The sequence below is a fragment of the Gordonia sp. VNK1 genome, assembly GCF_040049135.1.
In the GTDB taxonomy this organism is placed as follows: Bacteria; Actinomycetota; Actinomycetes; order Mycobacteriales; family Mycobacteriaceae; genus Gordonia; species Gordonia oleivorans.
In genome coordinates, this window is record NZ_JBDZDJ010000007.1 from 147,822 (window position 1) to 170,023 (window position 22,202).

22 protein-coding genes are annotated in these 22,202 nt (G+C 68.4%); 13 read left to right on the forward strand and 9 right to left on the reverse strand.

The window, feature by feature from the left end:
* Positions 1–14: 14 nt before the first annotated feature.
* A complete protein-coding gene (locus ABLE94_RS11125) occupies positions 15–386 on the forward strand; it encodes a hypothetical protein (protein WP_348804745.1) in 372 nt (123 codons plus the stop codon).
* Between the two features lie 153 nt (positions 387–539).
* Positions 540–1,076 carry a hotdog domain-containing protein gene (locus ABLE94_RS11130; RefSeq protein WP_348804746.1) on the forward strand — a complete coding sequence of 179 codons (537 nt, stop codon included), beginning with the start codon at positions 540–542 and terminating at the stop codon, positions 1,074–1,076.
* Here the strand turns inward: ABLE94_RS11130 and ABLE94_RS11135 are convergent.
* Positions 1,036–2,544 carry a glutamate-cysteine ligase family protein gene (locus ABLE94_RS11135; RefSeq protein ID WP_348808747.1) on the reverse strand — a complete coding sequence of 503 codons (1,509 nt, stop codon included), beginning with the start codon at positions 2,542–2,544 and terminating at the stop codon, positions 1,036–1,038. The genes ABLE94_RS11130 and ABLE94_RS11135 overlap by 41 nt on opposite strands.
* Positions 2,545–2,622: 78 nt before the next feature.
* Between ABLE94_RS11135 and ABLE94_RS11140 the strand changes: the two genes are divergently transcribed.
* The 4 genes from ABLE94_RS11140 (at position 2,623) to purM (ending at position 6,791) form a co-directional block, all read left to right on the forward strand.
* A complete protein-coding gene (locus ABLE94_RS11140; protein WP_348804748.1) occupies positions 2,623–3,015 on the forward strand; it encodes a sterol carrier family protein in 393 nt (130 codons plus the stop codon).
* A 67-nt stretch (positions 3,016–3,082) separates the two neighbouring features.
* Positions 3,083–3,868, forward strand: a complete 786-nt coding sequence (locus ABLE94_RS11145; RefSeq protein WP_348808748.1) for a hypothetical protein — start codon at positions 3,083–3,085, stop codon at positions 3,866–3,868.
* Positions 3,869–4,089: 221 nt separating this feature from the next.
* Positions 4,090–5,673, forward strand: coding sequence for an amidophosphoribosyltransferase (purF, locus tag ABLE94_RS11150; RefSeq protein WP_348804750.1), 1,584 nt, complete (start codon positions 4,090–4,092; stop codon positions 5,671–5,673).
* 23 nt (positions 5,674–5,696) lie between these two features.
* Positions 5,697–6,791 (forward strand): phosphoribosylformylglycinamidine cyclo-ligase, encoded by a 1,095-nt coding sequence (gene purM, locus ABLE94_RS11155; protein ID WP_348804751.1) that lies wholly within the window; start codon positions 5,697–5,699, stop codon positions 6,789–6,791.
* Between the two features lie 306 nt (positions 6,792–7,097).
* Here purM and ABLE94_RS11160 read toward each other — a convergent pair whose 3' ends face one another.
* From ABLE94_RS11160 to ygfZ, 3 genes are all read right to left on the reverse strand, one after another.
* Complete coding sequence (locus ABLE94_RS11160; protein WP_348804752.1) at positions 7,098–7,277, reverse strand: DUF3073 domain-containing protein; 180 nt, start codon at positions 7,275–7,277, stop codon at positions 7,098–7,100.
* 155 nt (positions 7,278–7,432) lie between these two features.
* A complete protein-coding gene (locus ABLE94_RS11165; RefSeq protein ID WP_348808749.1) occupies positions 7,433–8,068 on the reverse strand; it encodes an MOSC domain-containing protein in 636 nt (211 codons plus the stop codon).
* Between the two features lie 31 nt (positions 8,069–8,099).
* The gene (ygfZ, locus tag ABLE94_RS11170) at positions 8,100–9,269 is read right to left on the reverse strand and encodes a CAF17-like 4Fe-4S cluster assembly/insertion protein YgfZ (RefSeq protein WP_348808750.1); all 1,170 of its coding nucleotides are present in this window, start codon (positions 9,267–9,269) and stop codon (positions 8,100–8,102) included.
* 76 nt (positions 9,270–9,345) lie between these two features.
* Between ygfZ and ABLE94_RS11175 the strand changes: the two genes are divergently transcribed.
* From ABLE94_RS11175 to cydC, 5 genes are all read left to right on the forward strand, one after another.
* Positions 9,346–10,224, forward strand: coding sequence for an aminodeoxychorismate lyase (locus ABLE94_RS11175; protein ID WP_348808751.1), 879 nt, complete (start codon positions 9,346–9,348; stop codon positions 10,222–10,224).
* 226 nt (positions 10,225–10,450) lie between these two features.
* Positions 10,451–12,016 carry a cytochrome ubiquinol oxidase subunit I gene (locus ABLE94_RS11180; protein WP_348804756.1) on the forward strand — a complete coding sequence of 522 codons (1,566 nt, stop codon included), beginning with the start codon at positions 10,451–10,453 and terminating at the stop codon, positions 12,014–12,016.
* Between the two features lie 13 nt (positions 12,017–12,029).
* On the forward strand, positions 12,030–13,109 hold the full coding sequence (gene cydB / locus ABLE94_RS11185; RefSeq protein ID WP_348804757.1) for a cytochrome d ubiquinol oxidase subunit II: 1,080 nt from the start codon (positions 12,030–12,032) through the stop codon (positions 13,107–13,109).
* 4 nt (positions 13,110–13,113) lie between these two features.
* Positions 13,114–14,817 carry a thiol reductant ABC exporter subunit CydD gene (gene cydD, locus ABLE94_RS11190; RefSeq protein WP_348808752.1) on the forward strand — a complete coding sequence of 568 codons (1,704 nt, stop codon included), beginning with the start codon at positions 13,114–13,116 and terminating at the stop codon, positions 14,815–14,817.
* Between the two features lie 55 nt (positions 14,818–14,872).
* On the forward strand, positions 14,873–16,570 hold the full coding sequence (gene cydC, locus ABLE94_RS11195) for a thiol reductant ABC exporter subunit CydC (protein WP_348804886.1): 1,698 nt from the start codon (positions 14,873–14,875) through the stop codon (positions 16,568–16,570).
* On the opposite strand, the gene ABLE94_RS11200 is transcribed toward cydC, so the two are convergent.
* Positions 16,541–17,032 carry a MarR family winged helix-turn-helix transcriptional regulator gene (locus ABLE94_RS11200; RefSeq protein WP_348808753.1) on the reverse strand — a complete coding sequence of 164 codons (492 nt, stop codon included), beginning with the start codon at positions 17,030–17,032 and terminating at the stop codon, positions 16,541–16,543. The two genes, cydC and ABLE94_RS11200, sit on opposite strands and share 30 nt — an antisense overlap.
* 98 nt (positions 17,033–17,130) lie before the next feature.
* Here ABLE94_RS11200 and ABLE94_RS11205 point away from each other — a divergent pair, with 98 nt between their 5' ends.
* Positions 17,131–18,093: a CE1 family esterase gene (locus tag ABLE94_RS11205; protein WP_348804760.1), complete on the forward strand. Its 963-nt coding sequence runs from the start codon at positions 17,131–17,133 to the stop codon at positions 18,091–18,093.
* 365 nt (positions 18,094–18,458) lie between these two features.
* Positions 18,459–19,202 (forward strand): hypothetical protein, encoded by a 744-nt coding sequence (locus ABLE94_RS11210; protein WP_348808754.1) that lies wholly within the window; start codon positions 18,459–18,461, stop codon positions 19,200–19,202.
* Positions 19,203–19,252: 50 nt separating this feature from the next.
* Here the strand turns inward: ABLE94_RS11210 and ABLE94_RS11215 are convergent, their stop codons facing one another.
* The 4 genes from ABLE94_RS11215 to ABLE94_RS11230 all read right to left on the reverse strand — a co-directional run bounded on the left by ABLE94_RS11215 (position 19,253) and on the right by ABLE94_RS11230 (position 22,195).
* The gene (locus tag ABLE94_RS11215) at positions 19,253–19,927 is read right to left on the reverse strand and encodes a hypothetical protein (RefSeq protein ID WP_348808755.1); all 675 of its coding nucleotides are present in this window, start codon (positions 19,925–19,927) and stop codon (positions 19,253–19,255) included.
* 87 nt (positions 19,928–20,014) lie between these two features.
* Positions 20,015–21,214 (reverse strand): DUF6297 family protein, encoded by a 1,200-nt coding sequence (locus ABLE94_RS11220; protein ID WP_348804763.1) that lies wholly within the window; start codon positions 21,212–21,214, stop codon positions 20,015–20,017.
* Entirely contained in the window at positions 21,211–21,822 is a 612-nt protein-coding gene (locus ABLE94_RS11225) for an ABC transporter ATP-binding protein (RefSeq protein WP_348808756.1), read from the reverse strand. Before ABLE94_RS11225 ends, ABLE94_RS11220 begins: the two co-directional genes overlap by 4 nt.
* 40 nt (positions 21,823–21,862) lie before the next feature.
* Positions 21,863–22,195, reverse strand: coding sequence for a hypothetical protein (locus ABLE94_RS11230; protein WP_348804765.1), 333 nt, complete (start codon positions 22,193–22,195; stop codon positions 21,863–21,865).
* Positions 22,196–22,202 lie beyond the last annotated feature (7 nt).

Here is a 22,202-nt window from a genome sequence, read left to right on the forward strand (position 1 = left end):
GTCATCACGCAGCGATGAATCCCTCGGTGGCGCTGATCATCACGGCCGCATGCGCACTGGCCGCGGTCGCGTCGGTCCTCGGCGTCACCGGCGTTGCGCACCTGCGGTGGCGCCCCACGGTGACCACCATCGTCGCGGTGGCCGTGACGGCGTGGATCGCCGGCGGAATGTTCCTGTGGCTCATCGGTAATCAGCTTCCCGCGCGGCCGGGGGTGTTCGCCGGATACGCCGCCACCGCGCTCGGGTTGGCCGCCGTGGCGGTGCCGGCCACCGGACATCTCGGGCCGCGGAGTGCGTCGCTGGTGCGGGCGGTGGTCCTGGCGCTGCTGGCCTTCGTGTGCTGGCGTACCGAATCGGTGTGGCTGACGGCGGTGCCGGGCGTCTGAGACCTGACATGACACGGTCGGGATTCTCGGGGCGATTTCCGGAATCCGATTTCGCGATGCCATTTCGACCGGCGGGAAAAGCCATTTCGCCAATACGCGGAATGCAATCATCGTATTCTCGGTGGCGCCGCTATTCCCTGGAGAGGTGAGGGCATGATCGATCGCGTGCTCGAGCAGCCGCACACGGTGCGAGAAGGTGTCGCGCAGACCCTCGACTTCCGGTGTCCGGTGGTACCGGGGAACCGTCATCGTGGTGACGTGCCGGCGGGCGCTACGCAACCGGCCATCCGGACGGCATCGGGCATTGCGATGGATCGTGTGCCCGGCGGTCTGCGGGGCTGGGTTGCGCTCCACGACTCTCCCGCGGCGTCCGCCGGGTTCGCTTCGGCCGGTGCTGTCCTGTCCCTGCTCGACGAACTCGTGACCGCCGCGCTGATGCCACTCGGGCTGGTCGCCGACCGCTGCGGAATCGACGTCGACTACATTCGTCCGGTGCCGCTCGATACTCCGATTGCGTTGAGCGCCTGGGTGAGTCATCGAGACGGTCGCCGTGTCTACACCGCCGCGTCGATGCACGTCGAGCGCCGGGTGGTGGCGCAGGGGCACGGCCGTCACCGGGTGCGACCCGCCAACCCGAACGATGCGGTGATCAGTCAGACCACGAATGCACCGGTTCGCCCTCGTGCATGAGCGCGACATAGTCACGCAGCATTCCGCGTAGCGCGTCGAAACGGCTCTCGCCGGCATCCTCGCGGGCGGCCACCGCGCGCCGCTGCCACACCGACCCGGTCTGGCCGGTGAGGCACCGGCCCTCGATCACCGACAGGTAGCGGTTGCGCGCGCGACCGGAGACGCCGAACGCACGTAACCCGTCGTCGGCGAGGGGGAGGAGCCTGCGCAGCGTCAGCTCGGCGGGGCGAACCCATCCCACGTCGGGCCAATAGAGCTGGGAATCGAGTCCGGCGCGCGCGCCGGAATGCAGGTTCTCCGCGGCAGCATTGAACGACATCTGTGACCACAACGGCCGGTCGGCCTCGACGAGGCCACGCACCACGCCGTAATAGAACGCCGCATTCGCCATCGTGTCGACGACGGTGGGGCCGGCCGGCAGCACCCGGTTCTCGACGCGCAGATGCGCCTGACCGTCGACGACGTCGTAGACGGGACGGTTCCAGCGGTAGACGGTGCCGTTGTGCAGCCGCAGTTCGTCGAGCGTGGGAATACGGCCGGCGTCGAGTTCGGCGAGCGGGTCGACATCGGTGGAGACCGGCAGCAGCGCCGGGAAGTAGCGGGTGTTCTCCTCGAACAGGTCGAAGATCGTGTTGATCCAGCGCTCGCCGAACCAGACCCGCGGGCGGACGCCTTGATTCTTCAGCTCCAACGGCCGGGTGTCGGTGGCCTGCTCGAAGACCGGGATGCGGCTCTCGTGCCACAGGGCGGTCCCGGCGAGGAACGGCGAGTTGCCGGCGAGTGTGACCTGAACCCCGGCGACCGCCTGCGCGGCGTTCCAGTGGGCGGCGAAATCCTCTGGCGCGACCCGTAAGTGGAGCTGCAGCGAGGTACACGCCGCCTCCGGCAGGATCGAATCGGTGGTCAGGTGCAGGCGTTCGCTGCTGTGATGATCGGCGACGGGGATGCCGGTGATGTCGAGTTCGATGTCCTCGCCGCGGGCGGCGAAGATCTGCTGATTGAGCAGATCATACCGGGGGTTCGCCGAAATCCATTGGTGGGCAAAGTGTTCGGTGTGCAATGTGGGCAGCATGCCGACCATCACCAGATGGCTGGAAACCTGGGCCGCCTGTTGTTCGGCCCGATTGAGCGAACTGCGCAGTCCCTGCTCCAACGACAGGGTGTCGTCGTGGGTGAACGGCCGTGGCGAGACGTTGATCTCGATATTGAACTGGCCGAGTTCGGTCTGGTAGTCCTCGTCGGCGATGGCGTCGAGGACCTCCGCATTGGCCATCGCCGGATTCATCTCGTCGTCGACGAGATTGAGTTCCACCTCCATGCCCAGCAGCGGCTCCGGTGGCTGCCCGTGGTCGGTGAACAGACCGTCGGACAGCATGCGCGCGATCGCCTCGGTCCCGCGGCTGACCTGCCGTCGGAAACGCACGCGATCCGCGCCGGTGAAATGTTGGGCGGTGACGTCGGTCCCCATGGCAAATATCCTGCCGGAGCGAGCGGCGTGGCGGGGACGAATCGGGCGTCGCCACGCGCAGGGGGCATCATGTCAGGCGTGCCCGCTCGTAAACCCATCGATCCCGTCGCGGCGCGAGCCGCGGTGGTGGCCGTGACGCCGTGGCTACGCGACACGACGCTGCCCACCCCGGCACGCGCCGATCTGGCCGCAGCCGTCCGGCTCACCGCGCGGACCCTGGAGGACATCGCGCCGGGAAACTCCGTCGAGGTCCGGGTGCCGCCGTTCGTCGCGGTGCAATGCATCGCCGGACCCCGGCATACCCGCGGCACCCCACCCAACGTCGTCGAGACCGATCCGCGATCATGGCTGCTGCTGGTGATCGGTGACGCCGCCTTCGACGACCTCGTCGACTCCGGTGCGGTGAGTGCGTCGGGAAGTCGGGCCGCCGAGGTGGCCGGGTGGCTGCCGCTCATCCCGATGCAGCCGTGACCCGCCGCGCGGTCGGCCGAATGACCGGGATGTGAACTCCGACGCGCGGACGTGTCACAGTCACGAGATGTCGTACCAGCAGCGCCCAGTAGGAGTGACGACCCCCGCCGCTCGACGGCCCGCCCACCTTGCAGCTCAACGGTGGGCCAAGGTCGCACTGTTCTGCGCGATGTTCACCGGGATCTGGGCGATCATCGCCGCCCTGTTCGTGGCGGATCCGAAGACGAACTCCCCGGTGGCGCAGCTGGCCCTGGTCGTCCTGGTGGTCGTCTGTGGGCTGCTCGCGGTCGTCGCCCGTGCGGCGATGTCGCGGGTGCGTTACCGCGTCGCCTTGCGGAGCAGCGCGATCTGGCTGGTGGTGGCCGCGGTTGCGGGTTATCTGTTGCTGTATGCGGTGCTGATGGCGGTCGGCCCGCTGGAGTCGGACTCGCTGCGGGCCACCGGCACCGTGCTCGCCCTCCCGGTGATGGCCGGGATCTGGATCTCCCTCAACATGTGCACGCTGTTCGCGATGACGGACAAGGCGATCACGATGCGCTGGCACACCGTGCGATGGTCGGCGGTCGCGGCCGTCGTCTACACCCGGGATGAACGATCGGACGTGGTGGAGATCGGGTTGAGTCTGCATCCCGGCACGGTGCTCACCACGGGACCGATGCCGATCCGGGCCGACGAGGTGCTCACCGACCTGCCCTATCGGGTACGGATTCGGGGTTCGGCATTCTCACCGGACCGCCTGCGCCGAGCCGTCGATCAGTTCGGTCCTGTGCAGTTCGGTCCTGGGGCCGGGCTGTCGGTGGTCGAGCGAATCGGCGGCGGTGAGGTTGTGAGGCATCGCACCTCGAGCATCTGAGCCGGGAGGATCTGAGCCTGGAGCATCCGAGCGGGGAGCATCCGAGCCGGGAATACTGCCGGGCGACGCGGCGCTGCACGGTTGGAAATCGGGGTCTACCGGCCGGTAGACTCGTGAGGGTCTCCCAGCCCGATGTCGCGTTGGATCGTCCAGTGGTCGTCCATCGTGACGCGTGCATGCCGACCGATGAGTAGACCCGCCCATCCCCAGGGAGTTCGTCGATGACCGAGCAGTCCATAGCCGGCAGAAATCTGCTGGCGCCCACGCCGCACGCCTGCGCAGCGGGTGCACCGGTCGACGAACCGGAGAACGAGCCGCGCGAGGAGTGCGGCGTTTTCGGTGTCTGGGCCCCCGGTGAGGACGTCGCCAAGCTCTCCTACTACGGGCTCTATGCGCTCCAACACCGAGGTCAGGAAGCCGCCGGTATCGCCGTCGGCGACGGCTCGCAGGTGCTGGTCTTCAAGGACCTCGGCCTGGTCAGTCAGGTCTTCGACGAGCAGACGCTGGGCTCGATGGTCGGCCACGTCGCGATCGGCCACTGCCGGTACTCGACCACCGGATCGACGACGTGGGAGAACTCACAGCCGATCTTCCGCACCACCGACGCCGGGACCGGTGTGGCGCTGGGCCACAACGGCAACCTGGTGAACACCGCCGAGCTCGCCAGCCGGGCCCGCGAACTGGGCATCAAGAGCACCGCGGCCACCTCCGACTCCGACATCGTCGGAGCGCTGCTGGCCCACGGCGCCGCCGACAGCAGCCTCGAGCAGGCGGCGATGGAACTGCTGCCGACGCTGCGCGGTGCGTTCTGCCTCACCTTCATGGACGAGCACACGCTGTACGCGGCGCGTGACCCGCACGGTGTGCGGCCGCTGTCACTCGGTCGCCTCGACCGCGGGTGGGTCGTCGCCTCGGAGACCGCGGCCCTCGACATCGTCGGCGCCTCCTTCGTCCGCGACATCGAACCCGGTGAACTCCTCGCCATCGACGCCGACGGGGTGCGCAGCACCCGATTCGCCGATGCGACGCCGCGCGGCTGTGTCTTCGAATACGTCTACCTCGCCCGCCCCGACAGCGTCATCCACGGCCGGTCCGTGCACTCCGCGCGCGTCGACATCGGCCGTCGGCTGGCGCGTGAGCACCCGGCCGAGGGCGATCTGGTGATCCCGGTGCCCGAGTCGGGCACCCCGGCCGCCGTCGGGTTCGCGCAGGAATCGGGCATTCCCTACGGTCAGGGCCTGATGAAGAACGCCTACGTCGGGCGCACCTTCATCCAGCCGTCGCAGACGATCCGCCAACTGGGTATCCGGCTCAAGCTGAACCCGCTCAAAGAGGTCATCCGCGGCAAAAAGCTTGTCGTCGTGGATGATTCGATCGTTCGTGGCAACACCCAGCGGGCACTGATCCGGATGCTGCGCGAAGCCGGTGCCGCCGAGGTACATGTCCGGATCGCGTCGAGTCCGGTGCGCTGGCCCTGCTTCTACGGCATCGACTTCGCGTCGCCGGCCGAACTCATCGCCAACGGCATGGAGTCCGAGGAGCACATGGTCGACGGTGTGCGGCAGGCGATCGGCGCGGATTCACTGGGGTACATCAGCACCGACGAGATGATCGCGGCCACCCATCAGCCGGCATCTGCGCTGTGTGCGGCCTGCTTCGACGGGAACTATCCGATCGAACTGCCCAAGGAGACCTCGATGGGCAAGGCGGTCCTCGAGCAGATGCTCGCCAACGCCGCCGGCGATGTCAGGACGGATCCGCTGGTCGCGTCCAATGACAACGTCAGTGCCGTGATGCGTCCCTGAGGTGCTCGGGTACCGTGTCATCCGTGAGTGACGCTGATTCGGCTGCCGAGAATACGAACTCTTCCGAGGGACTGTCCTACGCGGCGGCCGGGGTCGACATCGACGCCGGTGAACGGGCCGTCGAACTGATCGGGTCGCACGCCAAGCGCGCGACCCGGCCCGAGGTCCTCGGTGGCCTCGGTGGTTTTTCCGGACTCTTCGCCCTCAAGGGCAACTACCGTGAGCCGGTACTCGCCGCGGCCAGCGATGGCGTCGGCACCAAACTCGCTGTGGCACAGGCGGTCGGCAAGCATGACACCGTCGGTCAGGATCTCGTCGCCATGTGTGTCGACGACCTCGTCGTCTGTGGTGCCGAACCGCTGTTCCTGCAGGATTACATCGCCATCGGCAAGGTCGTCCCCGAGACCGTCGCCGAGATCGTGGGCGGCATCGCCGACGGCTGCGTCATCGCCGGATGTGCGTTGCTCGGTGGTGAGACGGCCGAACACCCCGGACTGATGCGTGATGATCATTACGACCTGTCGGCCACCGCGGTCGGCGTCGTCGAGGCCGATCAGGTGCTCTCGCCGGACAAGGTCCGCGCCGGCGACGTGGTGATCGCGATGGGGTCGTCCGGCTTGCATTCCAACGGCTATTCACTGGCCCGCAAGGTCCTGCTGGACTACGGCCACATGGATCTCGGTGGGCACGTCGAGGAGTTCGGCCGCACGCTCGGTGAGGAACTGCTCGAACCCACCCGCATCTATGCCCGCGATTGCCTCGCGCTGGCCGCCGAGGCCGACGTGCGCACCTTCGCCCACATCACCGGTGGTGGCCTCGCCGAGAACCTGGCACGCGTCATCCCGGCGGGTCTGGTCGCCGAACTCGAGCGCAATACCTGGAGTCCCGCACCGATTTTCGCGATGATCGCCCAGCGCGGTCGGGTCGAGCAGTTGGAGATGGAACGCACCTTCAACATGGGTGTCGGCATGGTCGCCGTGGTGGCCCCGGAGGACACCGATCGCGCGCAGGCGGTGCTGACCGCACGCCACGTCGACAACTGGGTGCTCGGCACCATCAAGCGCAGTTCCGAATCGCACGGCGCTGCGACGCTTCGGGGAGATCACCCGCGGTTCTGACCGTGTTGACGCGCAGGGACGCCCACTCGACGGGATATGGCGCCCACTCGACGGGATATGGCGCCCACTCGACGGGATATGGCGCCCACTCGACGGGAAAGGGCGCCCACTCGACGGGAAAGGGCGCCCACTCGACGGGAAAGGGCGCCCACTCGACGGGGCCGAGGTACAACGAAACCCACCGCCGGAATTCTCCTGGAGAGGTCCCGACGGTGGGGTTCGTGAGATCGGTGGCTGGTGGACGTCACCGAGTCGACGTCTGGGCAGTGACGTCAGATAAGAACTACGAAGGAGGAATCCGCGCGCTCAGGCGCGGCGCCACTCGTCTTCTTCGGCCCACTCGTCCACCGGGTCCGGGCGGTCTGGTGAGTCCGCCGTTGTCCCCGAGAGCTCGCGCTGCAAGCTCTCGAAGTCGGTGTTCGGAGTGGAGTACTTCAGCTGACGAGCAACTTTCGTCTGCTTTGCTTTAGCCCGGCCGCGGCCCATATGGGACCCCCTCGCACAATGACGGGGCGGCCAAACGTGTGGCGGCCCCGTTCTCTAGGTAGTTGAGTATGTCGTGGGGACCAGTTTAGCGCGCGTTCTCCGATTACGCGGACTGCCCCGGTCACGCCACGCCGAGCAGCGGTTCGGCACCCTCGTCAGGACCGGGCGAGGTGCCGCGAGGCCTCCCGCGCGACCTTGGGGGCCAGGTCCGGTTCGGCGAGGAGACGTTGCAGTGCGTCGGCGTCGGTGCCGGTCAGCAGGTCGCGTACCCGCACACCGTGGTCCGGTCGATGGACGACGGTGATGGCATCGCCCGCGCCGATGGTCCCGCCGTGGACAACCCGCAGGTAGGAGCCGCTGTCGCTGCGTTGCATGAAGCGTTTGACCCACCGGTCCTCCTCGGCCCAGGCGGCGAAGGTGCGGCACGGGATGCGGGGGATCGTGGTCTCCAGGACGACGCCGTCGCCGCCGATCGCCCAGCGTTCGCCGACGATCGCGTCGGTCACCGCGATGCCGGTGGTACGCAGGTTCTCCCCGAACCAGCCGTAAGGCAGATCACGGTCGAGTTCGTCGGCCCACCGGGCGGCCTCGGCATCGTCGTAGGCGTAGACCGCCTGATCCAGGCCGCCGTGATGTTTGCGGTCGCAGACGTGGTCGGTGGTCAGGCCCAACTCGCCGACACCGATCCGGCCCTGCTGGGGCCGTTTGTCGATGGCGCTGACCCCGGCCTTGCCGAGGTCGACGTCGGCCACCACGGAACACACCGCCAGCACGACGCCGTGATCACTCATGCCCGTCACGCCCGTCACGCCCGGCCGCCGGTCATGCCCGGCCGCGGAGCCGGTCGACGGCCGCGCGGCCGGCCTGGACGTGATCGTCGGAGGCGATCGAATCCGGATCGATGCGTGCCGCGACGGGGTTCTCGTCGCCCACGGTGAGATCGACGTCGGCGCCGATGCTCCGTTTGACCAGCCCGAGGGCGATGGGACCGAGGTCGAAGTGGTCGACGACGGTGCCCACGCGTCCGACGGCCCGGCCGCCCGCGGTGATCGCCTCGCCGGCGGACGGTCGATGATCTGAGCTGCCGTCCAGATGCAGCAGCACCAGTTGCCGGGGTGACTTGCCGAGGTTGTGCACCCGGGCCACCGTCTCCTGCCCGCGGTAGCAGCCCTTGTCCAGGTGCACCGCTCCCGCCTGCTCGGGGCCGCCGATCCAGCCGGCCTCATGGGGGATGGTGCGGTCGTCGGTGTCGACACCGAGCCGGGGGCGGACCCCGGCGACGCGCAGCGCGTCGTACGCCCAGCTCCCGGCCATCCGTGCGCCCGCCTCGACGAGTTCGTCCCACCACGTCGGCAGCAGGAATTCCGGCACGACGAGGTCGACGACGGGCAGCATCGTGGTCGAATGTGGCCCCTCGGACAGCGGTGGCATGATCCGCCAGAAGCCGAGTGGTTCGTCCTCGTGATGGGACTCGGGCAGGTCGCCCACCTGATAGGGCGACGCATCCGGGTCGATCTCGAGAAGTTCGGCGATCGGGCCGGTGACCGCGCCGGGTCCGATGAGGGTCAGCACCTTCATGTCGGGGCGGGCCGCGGGGGAGACCTTGGCCCAGAACACCATCCGGGTCAGGAACGTCAGCAGCGCCTCACCGCGTGCGGGTTCGGTGTCGATCCAGGTCACCTCGTCGACATCGGTGATGACGAAGTGATCCTCGACGCGTCCGTTGGCGTCGAGCGACAGTGCTTCGGCGGATCGCCGGTCGCCGAGATCGTCGAGACGCTGCGAACAGATGGTGTTGAGCCACGTCAGGCGTTCCGGGCCGGGGAGTTCGATGACCGTGCGGTCGCTGCGGTCGACGATGATCGCCCCGCTGATGGCCGCGCGCTGTTCGCCGAGCGGGTCGCCGTAATGCCAGGCGACCGACGATGAATCATCGGGTGCGCCCACTGCGCCGTCGCCGGAATACCTGGTCAGGATGGGTGAGCGGGTCACGCGTCAAGTCTACCCGTCGGCGGTGTGGCCACCGTCGCCCTCGGCTGCCGACCCCCGGCGCCCTAAGCTGTTCGGCATGTCGCAGTCGCTTCTGGTTGCCCTCGACGGAACGGTCCTCGATCCCGACGCCCCGTTCCTCTACGCCGATGATCTCGCCGCCGTGCGCGGGGACGGAATCTTCGAGACCCTGCTGATCCGTGGTGGTCGCGCCCGCGCCGTCGGACTGCATCTGCAGCGCCTGGCCCGCAGCGCGGCCATGCTCGATCTGCCGGAGCCGGACGTCGACGCGTGGTGCAACGCGATCGACGTGGCCGCCCGGACCTGGTCGGAGCGGCACGGTTCGGGCACCGAGGGGCTTGTGCGCCTGGTGTATTCGCGGGGACGGGAGAGTGCCGGGCCGAAGCCGGAACCGACGGCGTATCTGACCGTCGGTCCGGTCGCCGCACGCGCGACCGCGGTCCGCGAGAACGGTGTCTCGGTGATCACCCTCGAACGCGGGTATTCGATCGATCTGGCCGCGACGGCGCCGTGGCAACTCCTGGGGGCCAAGACCCTCAGCTACGCCACCAACATGGCGGCGCTGCGGCACGCCGCCGAACTCGGCTACGACGACGTCATCTACGTCAGCAGCGAGGGCGCGGTCCTCGAGGGTCCGCGGTCGACGGTCGTCGCGGTGATCGGAGAGACACTGGTCACCCCGCCGGCCGAGATCGGCATCCTGCCGGGAACCACGCAGGTCGCGGCGTTCGCGCTCGCGGCCGAGGAGGGCTGGCGCACCGAGACCCGGGTGCTCCGCCCGGCGGACCTCATCGAGGCCGATTCGGTCTGGCTGATCAGCAGTGTGACCCTGGCCGCCCGGGTCACCAAACTCAACGGGCATCCGCTGGCCGAGCCGGAGGACGCGAAGAAATTCGTCGATCTGGTCGACCGCGCGATTTCGGTTGATCGAGAATAGAGTTGATTCACGGGATCGGAAATTCCGCAACGTTCGCGGCCGGTGATCCCTAACATAAACGAGACCCGGCCCACAACTGAATGTTCGGTGACGGGACCTTGGTCGGTTGTCGACGGGTGTGGCCAGGCGTAACGTCACCACCACGAGTACTACTTCCGGTAGTACTCGGCTTTCGTTCCAGTCCGTGTCTCGCAGCCCGAGCGCGGCTACGCGATTCGAGGCGACGTTGAACGCTCTGGATTTGTCCCGGTGGCAATTCGGTATCACCACCGTCTACCACTTCATCTTTGTTCCGCTGACCATCGGCCTCGCGCCGATGGTCGCGATCATGCAGACGGTGTGGCACAAGACCGGGAACGAACAGTGGCTACGGGCCACGAAGTTCTTCGGCAAGCTGTTCCTGATCAACTTCGCACTGGGTGTCGCGACCGGCATCGTGCAGGAGTTCCAGTTCGGCATGAACTGGAGCGAATACAGCCGATTCGTCGCCGACGTGTTCGGCGCGCCGCTGGCCCTCGAGGGGTTGATCGCCTTCTTCCTGGAGTCGACGTTCCTGGGCCTGTGGATCTTCGGTTGGTCGCGCCTGCCGCGGCGGGTGCATCTGGCCACCATCTGGCTGGCCGCGGTCGGTGTGACCGCGTCGGCGTACTTCATCATCGCCGCCAACTCGTTCATGCAGCATCCGGTCGGGGTGGCGTGGGATGAGGCCCGCGAGCGTCCGGCGATGAACAACTTCTGGGCCGTCATCACCAACAACACAACCCTGGTCGCGTTCCCACACGTGATCACCGGTGCCTGGCTCACCGCGGGCACCTTCGTCGCCGGCATCGGCATCTGGTGGATGAGCCGGAACATGTGGCGCGCCAAGAAGCTTCGGCACGCCATCGAGACCGGCGACACCTCCGGTATGCCCAAGACCACCTCGCCCAGTCAGATCGACGCGACGCCGGAGGATCTCGAGCGTGACGCCCGCGACCTGTGGCGGCCGGTGACCCGGTTCGCGCTGTGGGTGACGATCGTGTCGGGTCTGCTGCTCTTCGTCACCGGAGATCTGCAGGCGCAGATCATGTTCAAGCAGCAGCCGATGAAAATGGCCGCGGCGGAATCGTTGTGCAACACCGAGGACGGTGCCGGGTTCTCCGTGCTGGCCGTGGGACGGCAGAACAACTGCAGCTCCATCGATCACCTCATCGAGATCCCGAAGATGTTGTCGTTCCTGGCCGATCACAGCTTCACCAGTGAGGTCGAGGGCGTCAATCAGCTTCAGCAGGAGTACCAGCAGAAGATGAACATGCCGGGGCAGAACTTCGCGCCGAACCTGTTCGTCACCTACTGGGCCTTCCGCGCGATGATCACCTGGGCGCTCGGTTCGGTCATCATCGCACTGGGCGGCCTGTGGTTCACGCGGAAAAAGCGGGTGGTCGAATCCAGACGGTTCGGCATACTCGCGCTCTGGTTGATCCCGACCCCGTTCCTGGCCAACGCCTCCGGCTGGATCTTCACCGAGATGGGTCGTCAGCCGTGGGTGGTCGCCCCGAACTGGGTGGACGATCTCGACCCCACCAACATCAGCATGCTCGTGCAGGACGGCGTCTCCAATCACACGCCGCCGATCCTGTGGGTCACCATGATCGGGTTCACCCTCATCTACGGCGGACTCGGTGTGGTGTGGTTCATGCTGCAACGCCGCTACGCCATCGAGGGGCCGGGCGCGCACGACAACGTCGCACCGGAGGTCGAGACCGACGACTCCGATTCCGATGAACCCAAACAACTCTCGTTCGCGTACTGAAAGGGTGAAGTAGATGTCTCTGGAAAACCTCTGGTTCATCCTCGTCGCGGTCCTGTTCATCGGGTACTTCGTCCTCGAGGGATTCGACTTCGGTGTCGGCATGCTCATGCCCTTCCTCGGGTCGAGCCACACCGGCGGCGACGACAAGGTGTCGCCCGAGTCCGACGTCGCCGACCCGGACAAGCGCCGACGCGCCCTGCTCAACACCATCGGTCCCGTGTGGGACGGCAACGAGGTGTGGCTGCTCACCGCCGGCGGCGCACTGTTCGCGGCGTTCGGTGGTTGGTACGCAACGATGTTCACCGCGTTCTACCTCCCGCTGTTCCTGATCCTGATCGGGTTGATCACCCGCGTCGTCGCCATCGAGTGGCGCGGCAAGATCAACGACCCCAAGTGGCGCACCTGGTGTGACGTCGGCATCGGTCTCGGTTCCTGGATTCCCGCGCTCCTGTGGGGTGTGGCCTTCGCCAACGTGATCCGTGGTCTGCCGATCGACGCCGACGCGCAGTACACCGGAGGATTCTTCAATCTCCTCAACCCGTACGCCCTGCTCGGTGGGGTCACCACACTGCTGGCCTTCCTCACCCACGGTGCGGTCTTCCTCGGCCTCAAGACCGGTGGTGTGCTGCAACAGGACGCGATGAAATACGCGAAGACACTGGCCATTCCGACGCTCGTCGTCGCCGCGGCCTTCCTGCTGTGGACGCAGTTCGCCTACGGCAACGGCTGGACCTGGATTCCGGTCCTCATCGCCGCGGTGGCCGCACTGGTGATGGTCGCTGCCACCCAGGTCAATCGGGAGGGCATCGCCTTCCTGGCCACATCGATCGCGATCGCCGGGACCGTGGCCACGCTGTTCTCGGTGCTGTTCCCGGATGTCCTGCCGTCGAGCACCAACGCGGACTACAGCCTGACCATCGCCAACACCGCGTCGAGCCACTACACCCTGACCGTGATGACCATCGCGGCGCTCATCATGACGCCGATCGTCATCGCCTACCAGGCCTGGACGTACTGGGTGTTCCGGAAGCGGATCAGCGTCGACGAGATCCCGGATCCGATCGGGTTGCCCTCGTTGAAGGCGTGGCAGTGACGTTGTGTCGGTAGCCGAGCCGGCCGCGGCACGGCGCCGGGCCCGGCCACCGCTGGACCCGCGCCTGCTGCGGTATTCGCCCGCCACCCGCGTCTATGTGGTGGTCACCGCGGTTCTGGCCGCGATCACGGTGATCAGTGTCATCGTCACCGCGGCGATGACGGCGTCGATCCTCGCCGAACTCGTCACCGACCCGTCGGCGCGGTCGCTCGGGGCGCAGGCGGTGCACCTGTGGGTGCTCGTCGCGGCGCTGGCGGTGCGGGTGATCACCTCGTTCGCCCATGACCGGTATGCGCACCGGGCGTCGGCGACCGCGATCGCCGAGCTGCGCGCCCGCGCGCTCGGGGTGCTCACCGACCCGGACCGGGTGTCGCCGCGAGAGCTGTTGCAGCGCAGGGAACATGCCACCACCGTGTTGCTCCGCGGACTCGACGCGTTGCGGCCGTATCTGTCGGCCTATCTGCCCGCGCTGATCGTCACGGTGCTGGTGACCCCGACCGTCGTCGCGGTCATCGCCGTGGTCGACTGGCCGTCTGCGGTGATCATCCTGGTGACGCTGCCGCTGATCCCGCTGTTCATGATCCTGATCGGGGTGATGACGCGGGACCGTACCGAGCGCAAGCTCGCGACGATGAGCCGGTTGTCGGCGCAGCTGCTCGACCTGATCACCGGGTTGCCGACGCTGCGGGCCCTCGGCCGTGCCCGCACCCCGGCCCGGCAGGTCGCCGAACTCGGTCGGTCGCATCGGCGCAGCACCATGTCGTCGCTGCGGATCGCCTTCCTCTCCGGCGGGGTGCTCGAACTGCTCGCCACCCTGTGTGTGGCGTTGGTCGCGGTCGGGATCGGATTGCGTCTGGTGTACGGCGACATGAGCCTGTATGCCGGTGTGCTGGCGCTGATCCTGGCACCGGAGGCGTATCTGCCGCTGCGGCAGGTCGGCGCACAGTTCCACAACTCGGCCGACGGGGTCGCCGCCGCCGGAGAGGTCGCCGACCTCATCGAATCGGGAACGGCGACAACCACTTCGACGCGCACCCGCACGGTCACCGTGGCCGGCGCGCCGATCCGGTTGCTCGACGTGGGTGTGCACGGCCGGGACGGCTGGGCACCCTACGAGCTGACGGCGACCGCCGAACCCGGTGCGCTGACGGTGTTCTCGGGGCCCAACGGCTCCGGGAAGACCACGACGATCGCGGTGATCCTCGGTTTGCTGTCGCCGGACGAGGGCTCGGTGCTGATCGGTTCGGTACCCGTGGCCGAACTCGAACCCACCGCGTTCCACGAGCAGGTGGCGTGGCTGCCGCAACAACCGGTGGTGGTTCCCGGCACCGTCGCCGACAACCTGGCGATGTTCGGTGCGCTCGATCCGGTGGCGCTCCGACATGCCTCCGCCACAACGGGATTCGATGCGGTGGTGGCGTCGCTGCCGGACGGCGACCGGACGGTCCTGGGTGCCGGGGGCACGGGTCTGTCGGCCGGACAGCGTCAACGGCTCGCCCTCACCCGCGTCCTGGCCTCACCCTCACCGCTGCTCATCCTCGACGAGCCGACCGCCCATCTGGATGCCGACGCCGAACGTGGGGTCCTGGCGGCGTTGGCCGCCCGGGCGGCGGCCGGCGACACCGTCATCGTCGTGGCCCACCGCCCGGTGGCCCGGGAGTTCGCCGGGGCCGTCATCGACTTCCCGGAGGCCATCGGTGTCGGTTGAGTCAACCCTGCAGCCCGTCGCCACACCGTCGCCGACCGGATGGCGCGGTGATCCGCTGATCCGGGCGCTGGGTTTCCTCGGTCTGCGGTGGCGCCCGGTGCTGTGGTCGGTCCTGCTCGGGGTCGCCGGCGCCCTCTCGGCCCTCGGGCTGGCGGCGTTGTCGGCGTGGCTGATCACCCGGGCCTGGCAGATGCCGCCGGTGCTCTATCTGTCGCTGGCCATCACCGCGGTCCGCGCCCTCGGTATCTCGCGCGGCCTGTTCCGTTATCTCGAGCGGCTGGCAACCCACGACCTGGCGCTGGGGGCGATGGCCACGGCGCGCGAACGCCTGTACGTGGCGTTGGCGTCCGGCTCGCCGGCCTACTCGGTGACCCTGCGTCGTGGGGAACTGCTGACCCGCACCGGCGATGATGTCGACGAGATCGGCAACGCGCTGATCCGCGGACTGGTCCCGATCGGGGTGGGTCTGACCACGTCGGTCGCGGCGGTCGCGATCATGGCGATGGTGTCGGGCTGGGCGGCACTGATCCTGGCGATCGCGCTGATCGTCTCCGGGGTGATCGCCCCATGGCTGGCCGCCCGCGGATCGACTCGGGCGATCGCCGACGGCGCCGACGCCACCGGCCGGTCCGCACAGGCGGTGACGACCGCGCTGTGGCACGCACCGGAACTGGTGGTCGCACGGCGCCGGGATGCGGTGCTCGCGGCGGGGGCTGCCGCCGACGCCGACGCGATCGTCGCCACCGATCGTGGCGAACGGATCGAGGCCGCGGCCGCGGCCGCAACCCCACTGTCGCTGGGGGCATCTCTGCTCGCCGCATGCCTCATCGGCATCGGGCTGGCGTCCGGAGTGTCCGGATCGTTCGCCGACGTCTCGAGCGTCACCGGGCAACTGACCCCGATGGTGCTCGGCGTGCTGATCCTGCTGCCGCTGTCGGCATTCGAATCGACGGCACCCCTGACCGAGGCCGGCATCCAGCTCGAACGCAGCCGGCAGAGCGCCGCGCGGGTGATGGCGCTCGTCGACGGCGCCCGGTCGGGTACGTCGGGTGCCGACTCGGAGATCGATGACGTGCCCGTACACGACGGACCCGCGACGCTGCACCTGCAGGATCTGCGCTGGGGCTGGTCGCCGGAGGCCCTGCTCGGTCCCGACGCCGGGCTCACCGTGACGCTGACCCCGGGATCGCGGATGGCCGTCGTCGGCCCGAGTGGCATCGGCAAGTCGACGTTGGCGCTGACGATGACCGGACTCCTGGCGCCGCAGGGCGGCCACGTCGACGCGCGCGAGGCCTCCGGGCAGGGGATCGAGGTGCGTTCGGCGACATGCTATTTCGCCGAGGAGGCGCATCTGTTCTCGACGTCGGTGGCCGAGAACCTGCGGGTCGCGCGCGGCGATGTCACCGTCGAGGAGATGCACGCCGCACTCGACGAGGTCGGCCTCGACGACTGGGTCGCCGAGCTGCCGGAGGGGCTGGACACCATGCTGACCGGTGGGGCCGAGTCGATCTCGGGAGGACAGCGACGGCGCCTGCTGCTGGCCCGGGCGTTGATCCACCGTGCGCCGATCGTCGTCCTCGACGAACCCACCGAACACCTCGATGCCACCGACGCGCAGCGTCTCCTCGACCGCATTCTCGACCCCACCTCGGGCATGTTCGGTCCCGGGCGCACCGTCGTGGTGATCACCCATCAGTTGCCGGAGCGCGCCGCGGCGTCGTCCTCACTGGTCCTGGATCTCGCTGCCGTCTGACCCGCTGCCGTCGGATCCGCTGCGGCCGCTGTGCGAGATCAGCGTCGTCAGGGTGTCGGCGAAGTCGGCGAGGCGTTCGTCGCCGAGTAGGGAACGCCACTGCTGTTCGAGGGCCAGTGCACTCGACCGCATCACGCGCAGTGCCGCCCATCCGCGGTCGGTCAGCGTGACGAGTTTGGCGCGGGCGTCGCCCGGGTCGGTACTGCGGGTCAGATAACCATGCCGATCCAGGGCGGCGACCGCCTGAGCCACCGCCTGACGGCTGATCCCGAGGCGTCCGGCGATGTCACTGGCGTGTACCGGACCGCCGACGAGTGCGGTCAGGGCCAGCGCCTGCCCCGGACGGAGGTTGTCGAGTCCGGCGTCGGCGAACGCCCGCGTCAGCCGCGGGCCGGCGGATGTGGACAGGATCTGGACGAGCGCCGGAACCGTGGGCGTCACACCGGCGGCGGGTGGGGGCATGGCCCGAGTGTGCCAAACGTCGGGGGCGTCCCCGGGGACCGAACCGCATTTTGTCAATAAGCTTGTCAATTGTGTCGATGTCGGCCACACTCGTACCCATGGGCGTGCGCACACGGGCGGCAGCGGCAACCGCGGGGATCGTCGCGTCGCTGCTCGTGGTGGTGGTGATCGTCGCCGGGTGTGCGGTCCGTCCGGGCGACGCCTCCGGGGCGCCGTCGAACGAGATCCCCATCGGCGACTCTGCGCAGTCGCTGAGCGTCGGTGGCCTCGCCCGCGATTACCGCATCCACCGACCGGGCACCACCGGGCAGGCGATGCCGTTGGTGATCATGTTGCACGGCGGCTACGGAAGCGCGGCACAGGCACAACGCAGCTACAGTTGGGATGCCCAGGCCGATCGCGGTGGGTTCATCGTCGCCTACCCGGACGGCGTCGCCCGATCGTGGAACGCCGGAAGCTGCTGCGGGCCTGCACAATCCCGCAACGTCGACGATGTCGCCTTCATCGGTGCGGTGGTCGCCGACATCACCCGACGCGGCCCGATCGATCCACGCCGGATCTACGTCACCGGAATGTCCAATGGCGCGATGATGGCCCTCCGATTGGCCTGTCAGACAACGCTCTTCGCGGCGGTGGCGCCGGTGGCCGGAACCCTGCTGACCGGATGCGGCTCGGCCGCACCGACATCGGTGCTCCAGATCCATGGCACCGCCGACGGTCGGGTCCCGTACACCGGTGGGCCGGGTGAGGCGTTCAATCTCGACGGGACCGCGCGGGTCGACGGTCCGCCGGTACCCGAGGTCAGCGCGACGTGGCGCCGCATCGACGGATGTGCCGCGCCGACGTCGACCGTCGAGGGACCGGTGACCCGCGAGACCGCCGCCTGTCCGTCGGGGCGGGCCGTCGAACTGATCAGCGTGGCCGGGGCCGGTCATCAGTGGCCGGGCGCGCCGGGCGCTCCGGTACTCGAACGCACCCTGGGCACCGACCCGCCGTCCGATGCCCTCGACGCCACCGCCACCATCTGGCGGTTCTTCGCGGCGCATCCGGCGCCGGTGTGAGTAAATGCGTTGCCGCGTCGGCAGACCCGGCGTAGGTTCGTCGGTACACAAGGAAGGAGGTGGTCCGACGTTGAGTGATTTACGGACATGTGAGGTGACCATCCGCTAGCGCGGAGTCCCATCTGATATCCGCTGATGTGATCGTCAGATCACGCACTCGCACTGGCGAATACCAGGTGGTCACCCGGCCCCCGCACCCGAGCAGGTCCTGCTCGAGGTACCCGACGACTCGGGCGGTGCGGGGGCCGTTTCATGTTCGGGGGAAGTGGATCCGACATTTCGGGTAGTCGGCTACTCATGTGCACGCCGACCGGGGCGCGGTGCACTGAATGCACACATTCTTCGCTCGACACAGGAGGCCGGTCATGACCACGATGCTGACGGAGCCGCCTCGACGCACCACCACGTCGCGGTTCCTCACCCCCGACGACGGTGAATGGACCGACGACGGCGCCGGCACCTGGCTCACCGGCCACGCCGGCGGATTGAGCTACTCGGTGGCCGAACCCGCGAACCGCGACTCCCACCTCACCGTGCACAACCGCGGCTGCCGCAATCTCGCGGTGCTCTCGACCCCGGGATTCGCCGGCACCACCGGCACCCGATTCACGATGCTGCCCAGCGGTTCCTCCGCCGCGTTGCCCGACGTCGAATTCCACATCCTGCAGGGTGAGCGTCGCGACGGCCGGCCGGTGCTGGTCGGGCAGATCATCGACGACGACGAGCCGTGCGTCCTGCTGCACTCGCCATCCCCGGGTGACGTGGACTGGTCGGTGATCCACGGGGTCGACGAGTTCTGGACGCCCCGGACATCGCCGGCCGTGGACGGGACCGCGACAGGGGAGTGGGATGTCGGCGAGCCGGTGCAGGCCGCCGATGCCGGCGTCGAGTGCACGCACACCGGCGGGCTCACTGTGGTGCACAATCGTGGCGACCGGCGCATCGCGGTGCTGATGACCGGACTCGGCGGGGCCTACGACCTGGTGGTCGCCCATCCGGGTGAGTCGATCCCGCTGCCGCCGGGCCCGGGCATCCACTATGTGCAGGCGGCGCGGCGGCACGGACGACCCGTCGTCGTCGATGTGATCCACCTGGTGGGCGGGCGCTGATCTCGACGGGCCGGTCGCCGAACATCCTTCCGGATGTGCACCGTCATCCCTCAGGTGCGGGCCTTACCCCCGAAGGCGATCACGCCGATCGCCAGCATCACGATCACGATGCCGATCACCACGGCCAGGATCGCCGACGGTCCGGGGGAGAAGCTGTAATTGGCGTCGATGAAGGTCGCCGAACTGTCGTCGAATGTCCCCACGACCACCGACGGGTTGACCACGGCGAGGGTGGCCACCGCGGTGGCGATCACCCCGAACAGGATGGTGACCGCCGCGAAGGGGCGTCGTCCGACGTTGCACATGATCAGAATCGACGACAGCGCCGTCGGGAACAGGATCAGTAGGGGCAACAGGACTCCCGGAAAGATGACCGCATGGGAGCCGTCGGTGAGCGGGAGGCCCTCACCCTGCGATGTCCAGTGCGCCCACCCGTTGAACGTCGACCCCTCGGATTCACCGTTGCGGGTCACCGTGGCGAAGGTCAGGAAGCCGAACACCGCGATCATGAGGTAGACGACGATCGATGCGCCGGCCAACGAACGGGTCAGTGCCACATGCCGTAGTGGTGGCTTGGTGGCGGGCGGTCCGTAGGGCGGTTGGCCCGGATAGGGACCGGGGGCGCCGTAGGCGGGGTAGGGATGGGCAGGATTCGCCGGGTACTGCCCGGCCTGCGGCCACGGCGGCGCGTACGGATTGGCGTGGTGACTCCCCGATTCGGTCATCGGCGACACCTTACCCAGCCGGTGCCGACCCGGCCAGTGGACCGGGTCGTCTGGCCGAATGACCGCCGCCCATGCTGCGGGAGGGAGTCACACCACCGATGCGGCGACGGCCGTGACGATCAGCGCAACCATCCCGCGCGCCTGGGCGGCGATCAGCAGCGGCTGCGTCGCCGCGCCGGTGACCACCGACTCGGTGACCACCGGCGCGTCGTACGGCAGCGGTGGTCGGGTGCCCCGCCGCAGGACGGCGACTCCGCATCCCACGAAGCAGATCACCGCCGAGGCCGGTGTCAGTGACCAGGCAACGGCGGCCGCGGCGGCGGCGATGAGTATCGCCGATCCGGGAACGGCCATGTGCGCCAGTGTGATTCCACGGTCATCCAGCGCCAGTGCGCGCCGGGTCGCGACACTCTCGGAGGCGTTGCGCAGACCTGTTGCCACCGCGTTGCCCGCGCAGAAGATGAGCACCGCGATGACGGCGGTCGCGGCGTGCGCGATGCTCACCACCTGGGGCGCAACGACCAGCACCGCGATGCAGATCAGCGCGCGCAGCACGCCGTCGGGGTGACGTCGCAGTCGTCGAAAGTCGATCTGCGCCAAAGCAACATAGGGGTTTCGGTGCAGGCGCCGGGTCCTCGTCGACGTCGCACCCCGTTGCCACCGCACGATCCGGGCGTCGGTGATCCAGGTGAAGTCCATCATGCTCGCGGCCAGTCCGAGCGCACCGGCGTAGCCGTCGGCCGGTGCGATCGTGCTGCGGTGCAACCGATTCGGCGACCACTGCCAGATCGGGGGAGGTGCGCAACCGTGGCGCCGGTCGGCGACGACCTGGGTGCCGTACGCGCCGATGGCCGCGACGAGCCCGAGTCCGGCCGCGACGCCGACCACGGTGACCAGGGAATCGGGTGCGAGCAGCCCGAGCAGCGCTCCCGCCGCGGTACATCCGGCGACGACGGTGATGACGATGCCGCCCAGCCGGCCGGCCAGTTCGGGCCCGCGGGGCCCCGGCCCCGATAAATGCCAGCGCACCATCGCACCCTCGACCCGGACCGGACCCCACACCACCGTCCAGCGGTAGGCACCCACCGCGATCGCCGCGACGATGACGCACAGGGTGATGGTCGGGTGGGTCGCTGCGACGCCGGTCAGGGTCGCGACGTGGGACACTCGTGCCGGGGTCAGGAGCCAGCTCGCGAAACCGCCGAGTACGGCCAGACAGAAGATGAGCTCGAACCAGGAGAAGTCATACCGGCGCATCCACCCCAGGCGCAGGTCGGGAATCCTCATCGGCCGAGGTCCACCACGTCGTCGGCGCACCGCTGCACCAGGGTCGGGCTGTGGGTGGCCACCAGAACGGCCTTCCCGTCGTTCTTCGCCTCGACGATCCGCTCGGCCACCCACTCCTGTCCGGCGAGGTCGAGTGCACGTTCCGGTTCGTCGAGGACGAGCAGCGACGCCGGTCGTAACAGCGCCGCGGCCAGCGCGAAGCGTTGCTGCTGACCCGAGGAGAGCGTGTGTGGAAAGCGATCGGCGAGGTCGGCGAGTCCGGCGTCGGCGAGGGCGTTCTCGACGTCGGCATCCTCGAGGCGATGTGCGCGGGCCAGCAGTTCGAGATGTTCGGTGAGGGTGACGTCGAAGAACGCCGCCTGTTCACCGGTGTCGGCGGACACGAGTTCCCGGAAGCGGGGCGACCGTTCGTCGGGGCGCATCCCGGCGATGTCGATGGTGCCGGCGTCGAGCCGGTCGTCGTCGATGACGCAGCGCAACAGGGTGGATTTGCCGCACCCGTTGGGGCCGATGATCGCCGCGCAGTGGCCGGCGGGTAGGTCGAGATCGAGGTCGGTGAACAGGGTTTGCGCGCCGTGTGAACGGCGCGCTCCGCGAATGGAGAGCATGGGGAAGATCCTTTAGATGGTGTTCGACGGTGGCGGGGGATCAGGCCGCGAGCGTCGGTGCGCGTGGATCGCCTACGCGCAGAACAAGAATCAGCTCCCGAGGGATGGTGGTGCCCCGACGTCGTCGGGGTTGATTGGCGTCGAGGGGTGCCGGTATCCGTTGCAGCCGCACCCGCAGGGCGGCGAGGACGACGGCCATCAGCCGCCGGGTCTGCGGTGACAGGGCGCCACCGGCGAGGACGACCGCTGCCACGACCGATGCGAACAGGGTCGGTGAGGTCTCGCCGAAGACGAGATCGGCGAGCACCGGCAGCCACATCAATGCCAGATAGACGGGCAGGGATCGCGGTGCGCCGGTGTGGTCGCGGACCATCGTCGGT

What these genes read in the sequence shown, in the direction of transcription:
- ABLE94_RS11205 (WP_348804760.1), top strand. Translation starts at nt 17,131, where the DNA reads ATGGGCGTGCGCACACGGGCGGCAGCGGCAACCGCGGGGATCGTCGCG.
- ABLE94_RS11175 (WP_348808751.1), top strand. Translation starts at nt 9,346, where the DNA reads ATGTCGCAGTCGCTTCTGGTTGCCCTCGACGGAACGGTCCTCGATCCC.
- cydB (WP_348804757.1), top strand. Translation starts at nt 12,030, where the DNA reads ATGTCTCTGGAAAACCTCTGGTTCATCCTCGTCGCGGTCCTGTTCATC.
- ABLE94_RS11225 (WP_348808756.1), bottom strand. Translation starts at nt 21,822, where the DNA reads ATGCTCTCCATTCGCGGAGCGCGCCGTTCACACGGCGCGCAAACCCTG.
- ABLE94_RS11200 (WP_348808753.1), bottom strand. Translation starts at nt 17,032, where the DNA reads ATGCCCCCACCCGCCGCCGGTGTGACGCCCACGGTTCCGGCGCTCGTC.
- ABLE94_RS11210 (WP_348808754.1), top strand. Translation starts at nt 18,459, where the DNA reads ATGACCACGATGCTGACGGAGCCGCCTCGACGCACCACCACGTCGCGG.
- ABLE94_RS11230 (WP_348804765.1), bottom strand. Translation starts at nt 22,195, where the DNA reads ATGGTCCGCGACCACACCGGCGCACCGCGATCCCTGCCCGTCTATCTG.
- ABLE94_RS11125 (WP_348804745.1), top strand. Translation starts at nt 15, where the DNA reads ATGAATCCCTCGGTGGCGCTGATCATCACGGCCGCATGCGCACTGGCC.
- ABLE94_RS11160 (WP_348804752.1), bottom strand. Translation starts at nt 7,277, where the DNA reads ATGGGCCGCGGCCGGGCTAAAGCAAAGCAGACGAAAGTTGCTCGTCAG.
- ABLE94_RS11145 (WP_348808748.1), top strand. Translation starts at nt 3,083, where the DNA reads ATGTCGTACCAGCAGCGCCCAGTAGGAGTGACGACCCCCGCCGCTCGA.
- ABLE94_RS11165 (WP_348808749.1), bottom strand. Translation starts at nt 8,068, where the DNA reads ATGAGTGATCACGGCGTCGTGCTGGCGGTGTGTTCCGTGGTGGCCGAC.
- ABLE94_RS11215 (WP_348808755.1), bottom strand. Translation starts at nt 19,927, where the DNA reads ATGACCGAATCGGGGAGTCACCACGCCAATCCGTACGCGCCGCCGTGG.
- ABLE94_RS11220 (WP_348804763.1), bottom strand. Translation starts at nt 21,214, where the DNA reads ATGAGGATTCCCGACCTGCGCCTGGGGTGGATGCGCCGGTATGACTTC.
- purF (WP_348804750.1), top strand. Translation starts at nt 4,090, where the DNA reads ATGACCGAGCAGTCCATAGCCGGCAGAAATCTGCTGGCGCCCACGCCG.
- ABLE94_RS11135 (WP_348808747.1), bottom strand. Translation starts at nt 2,544, where the DNA reads ATGGGGACCGACGTCACCGCCCAACATTTCACCGGCGCGGATCGCGTG.
- ABLE94_RS11130 (WP_348804746.1), top strand. Translation starts at nt 540, where the DNA reads ATGATCGATCGCGTGCTCGAGCAGCCGCACACGGTGCGAGAAGGTGTC.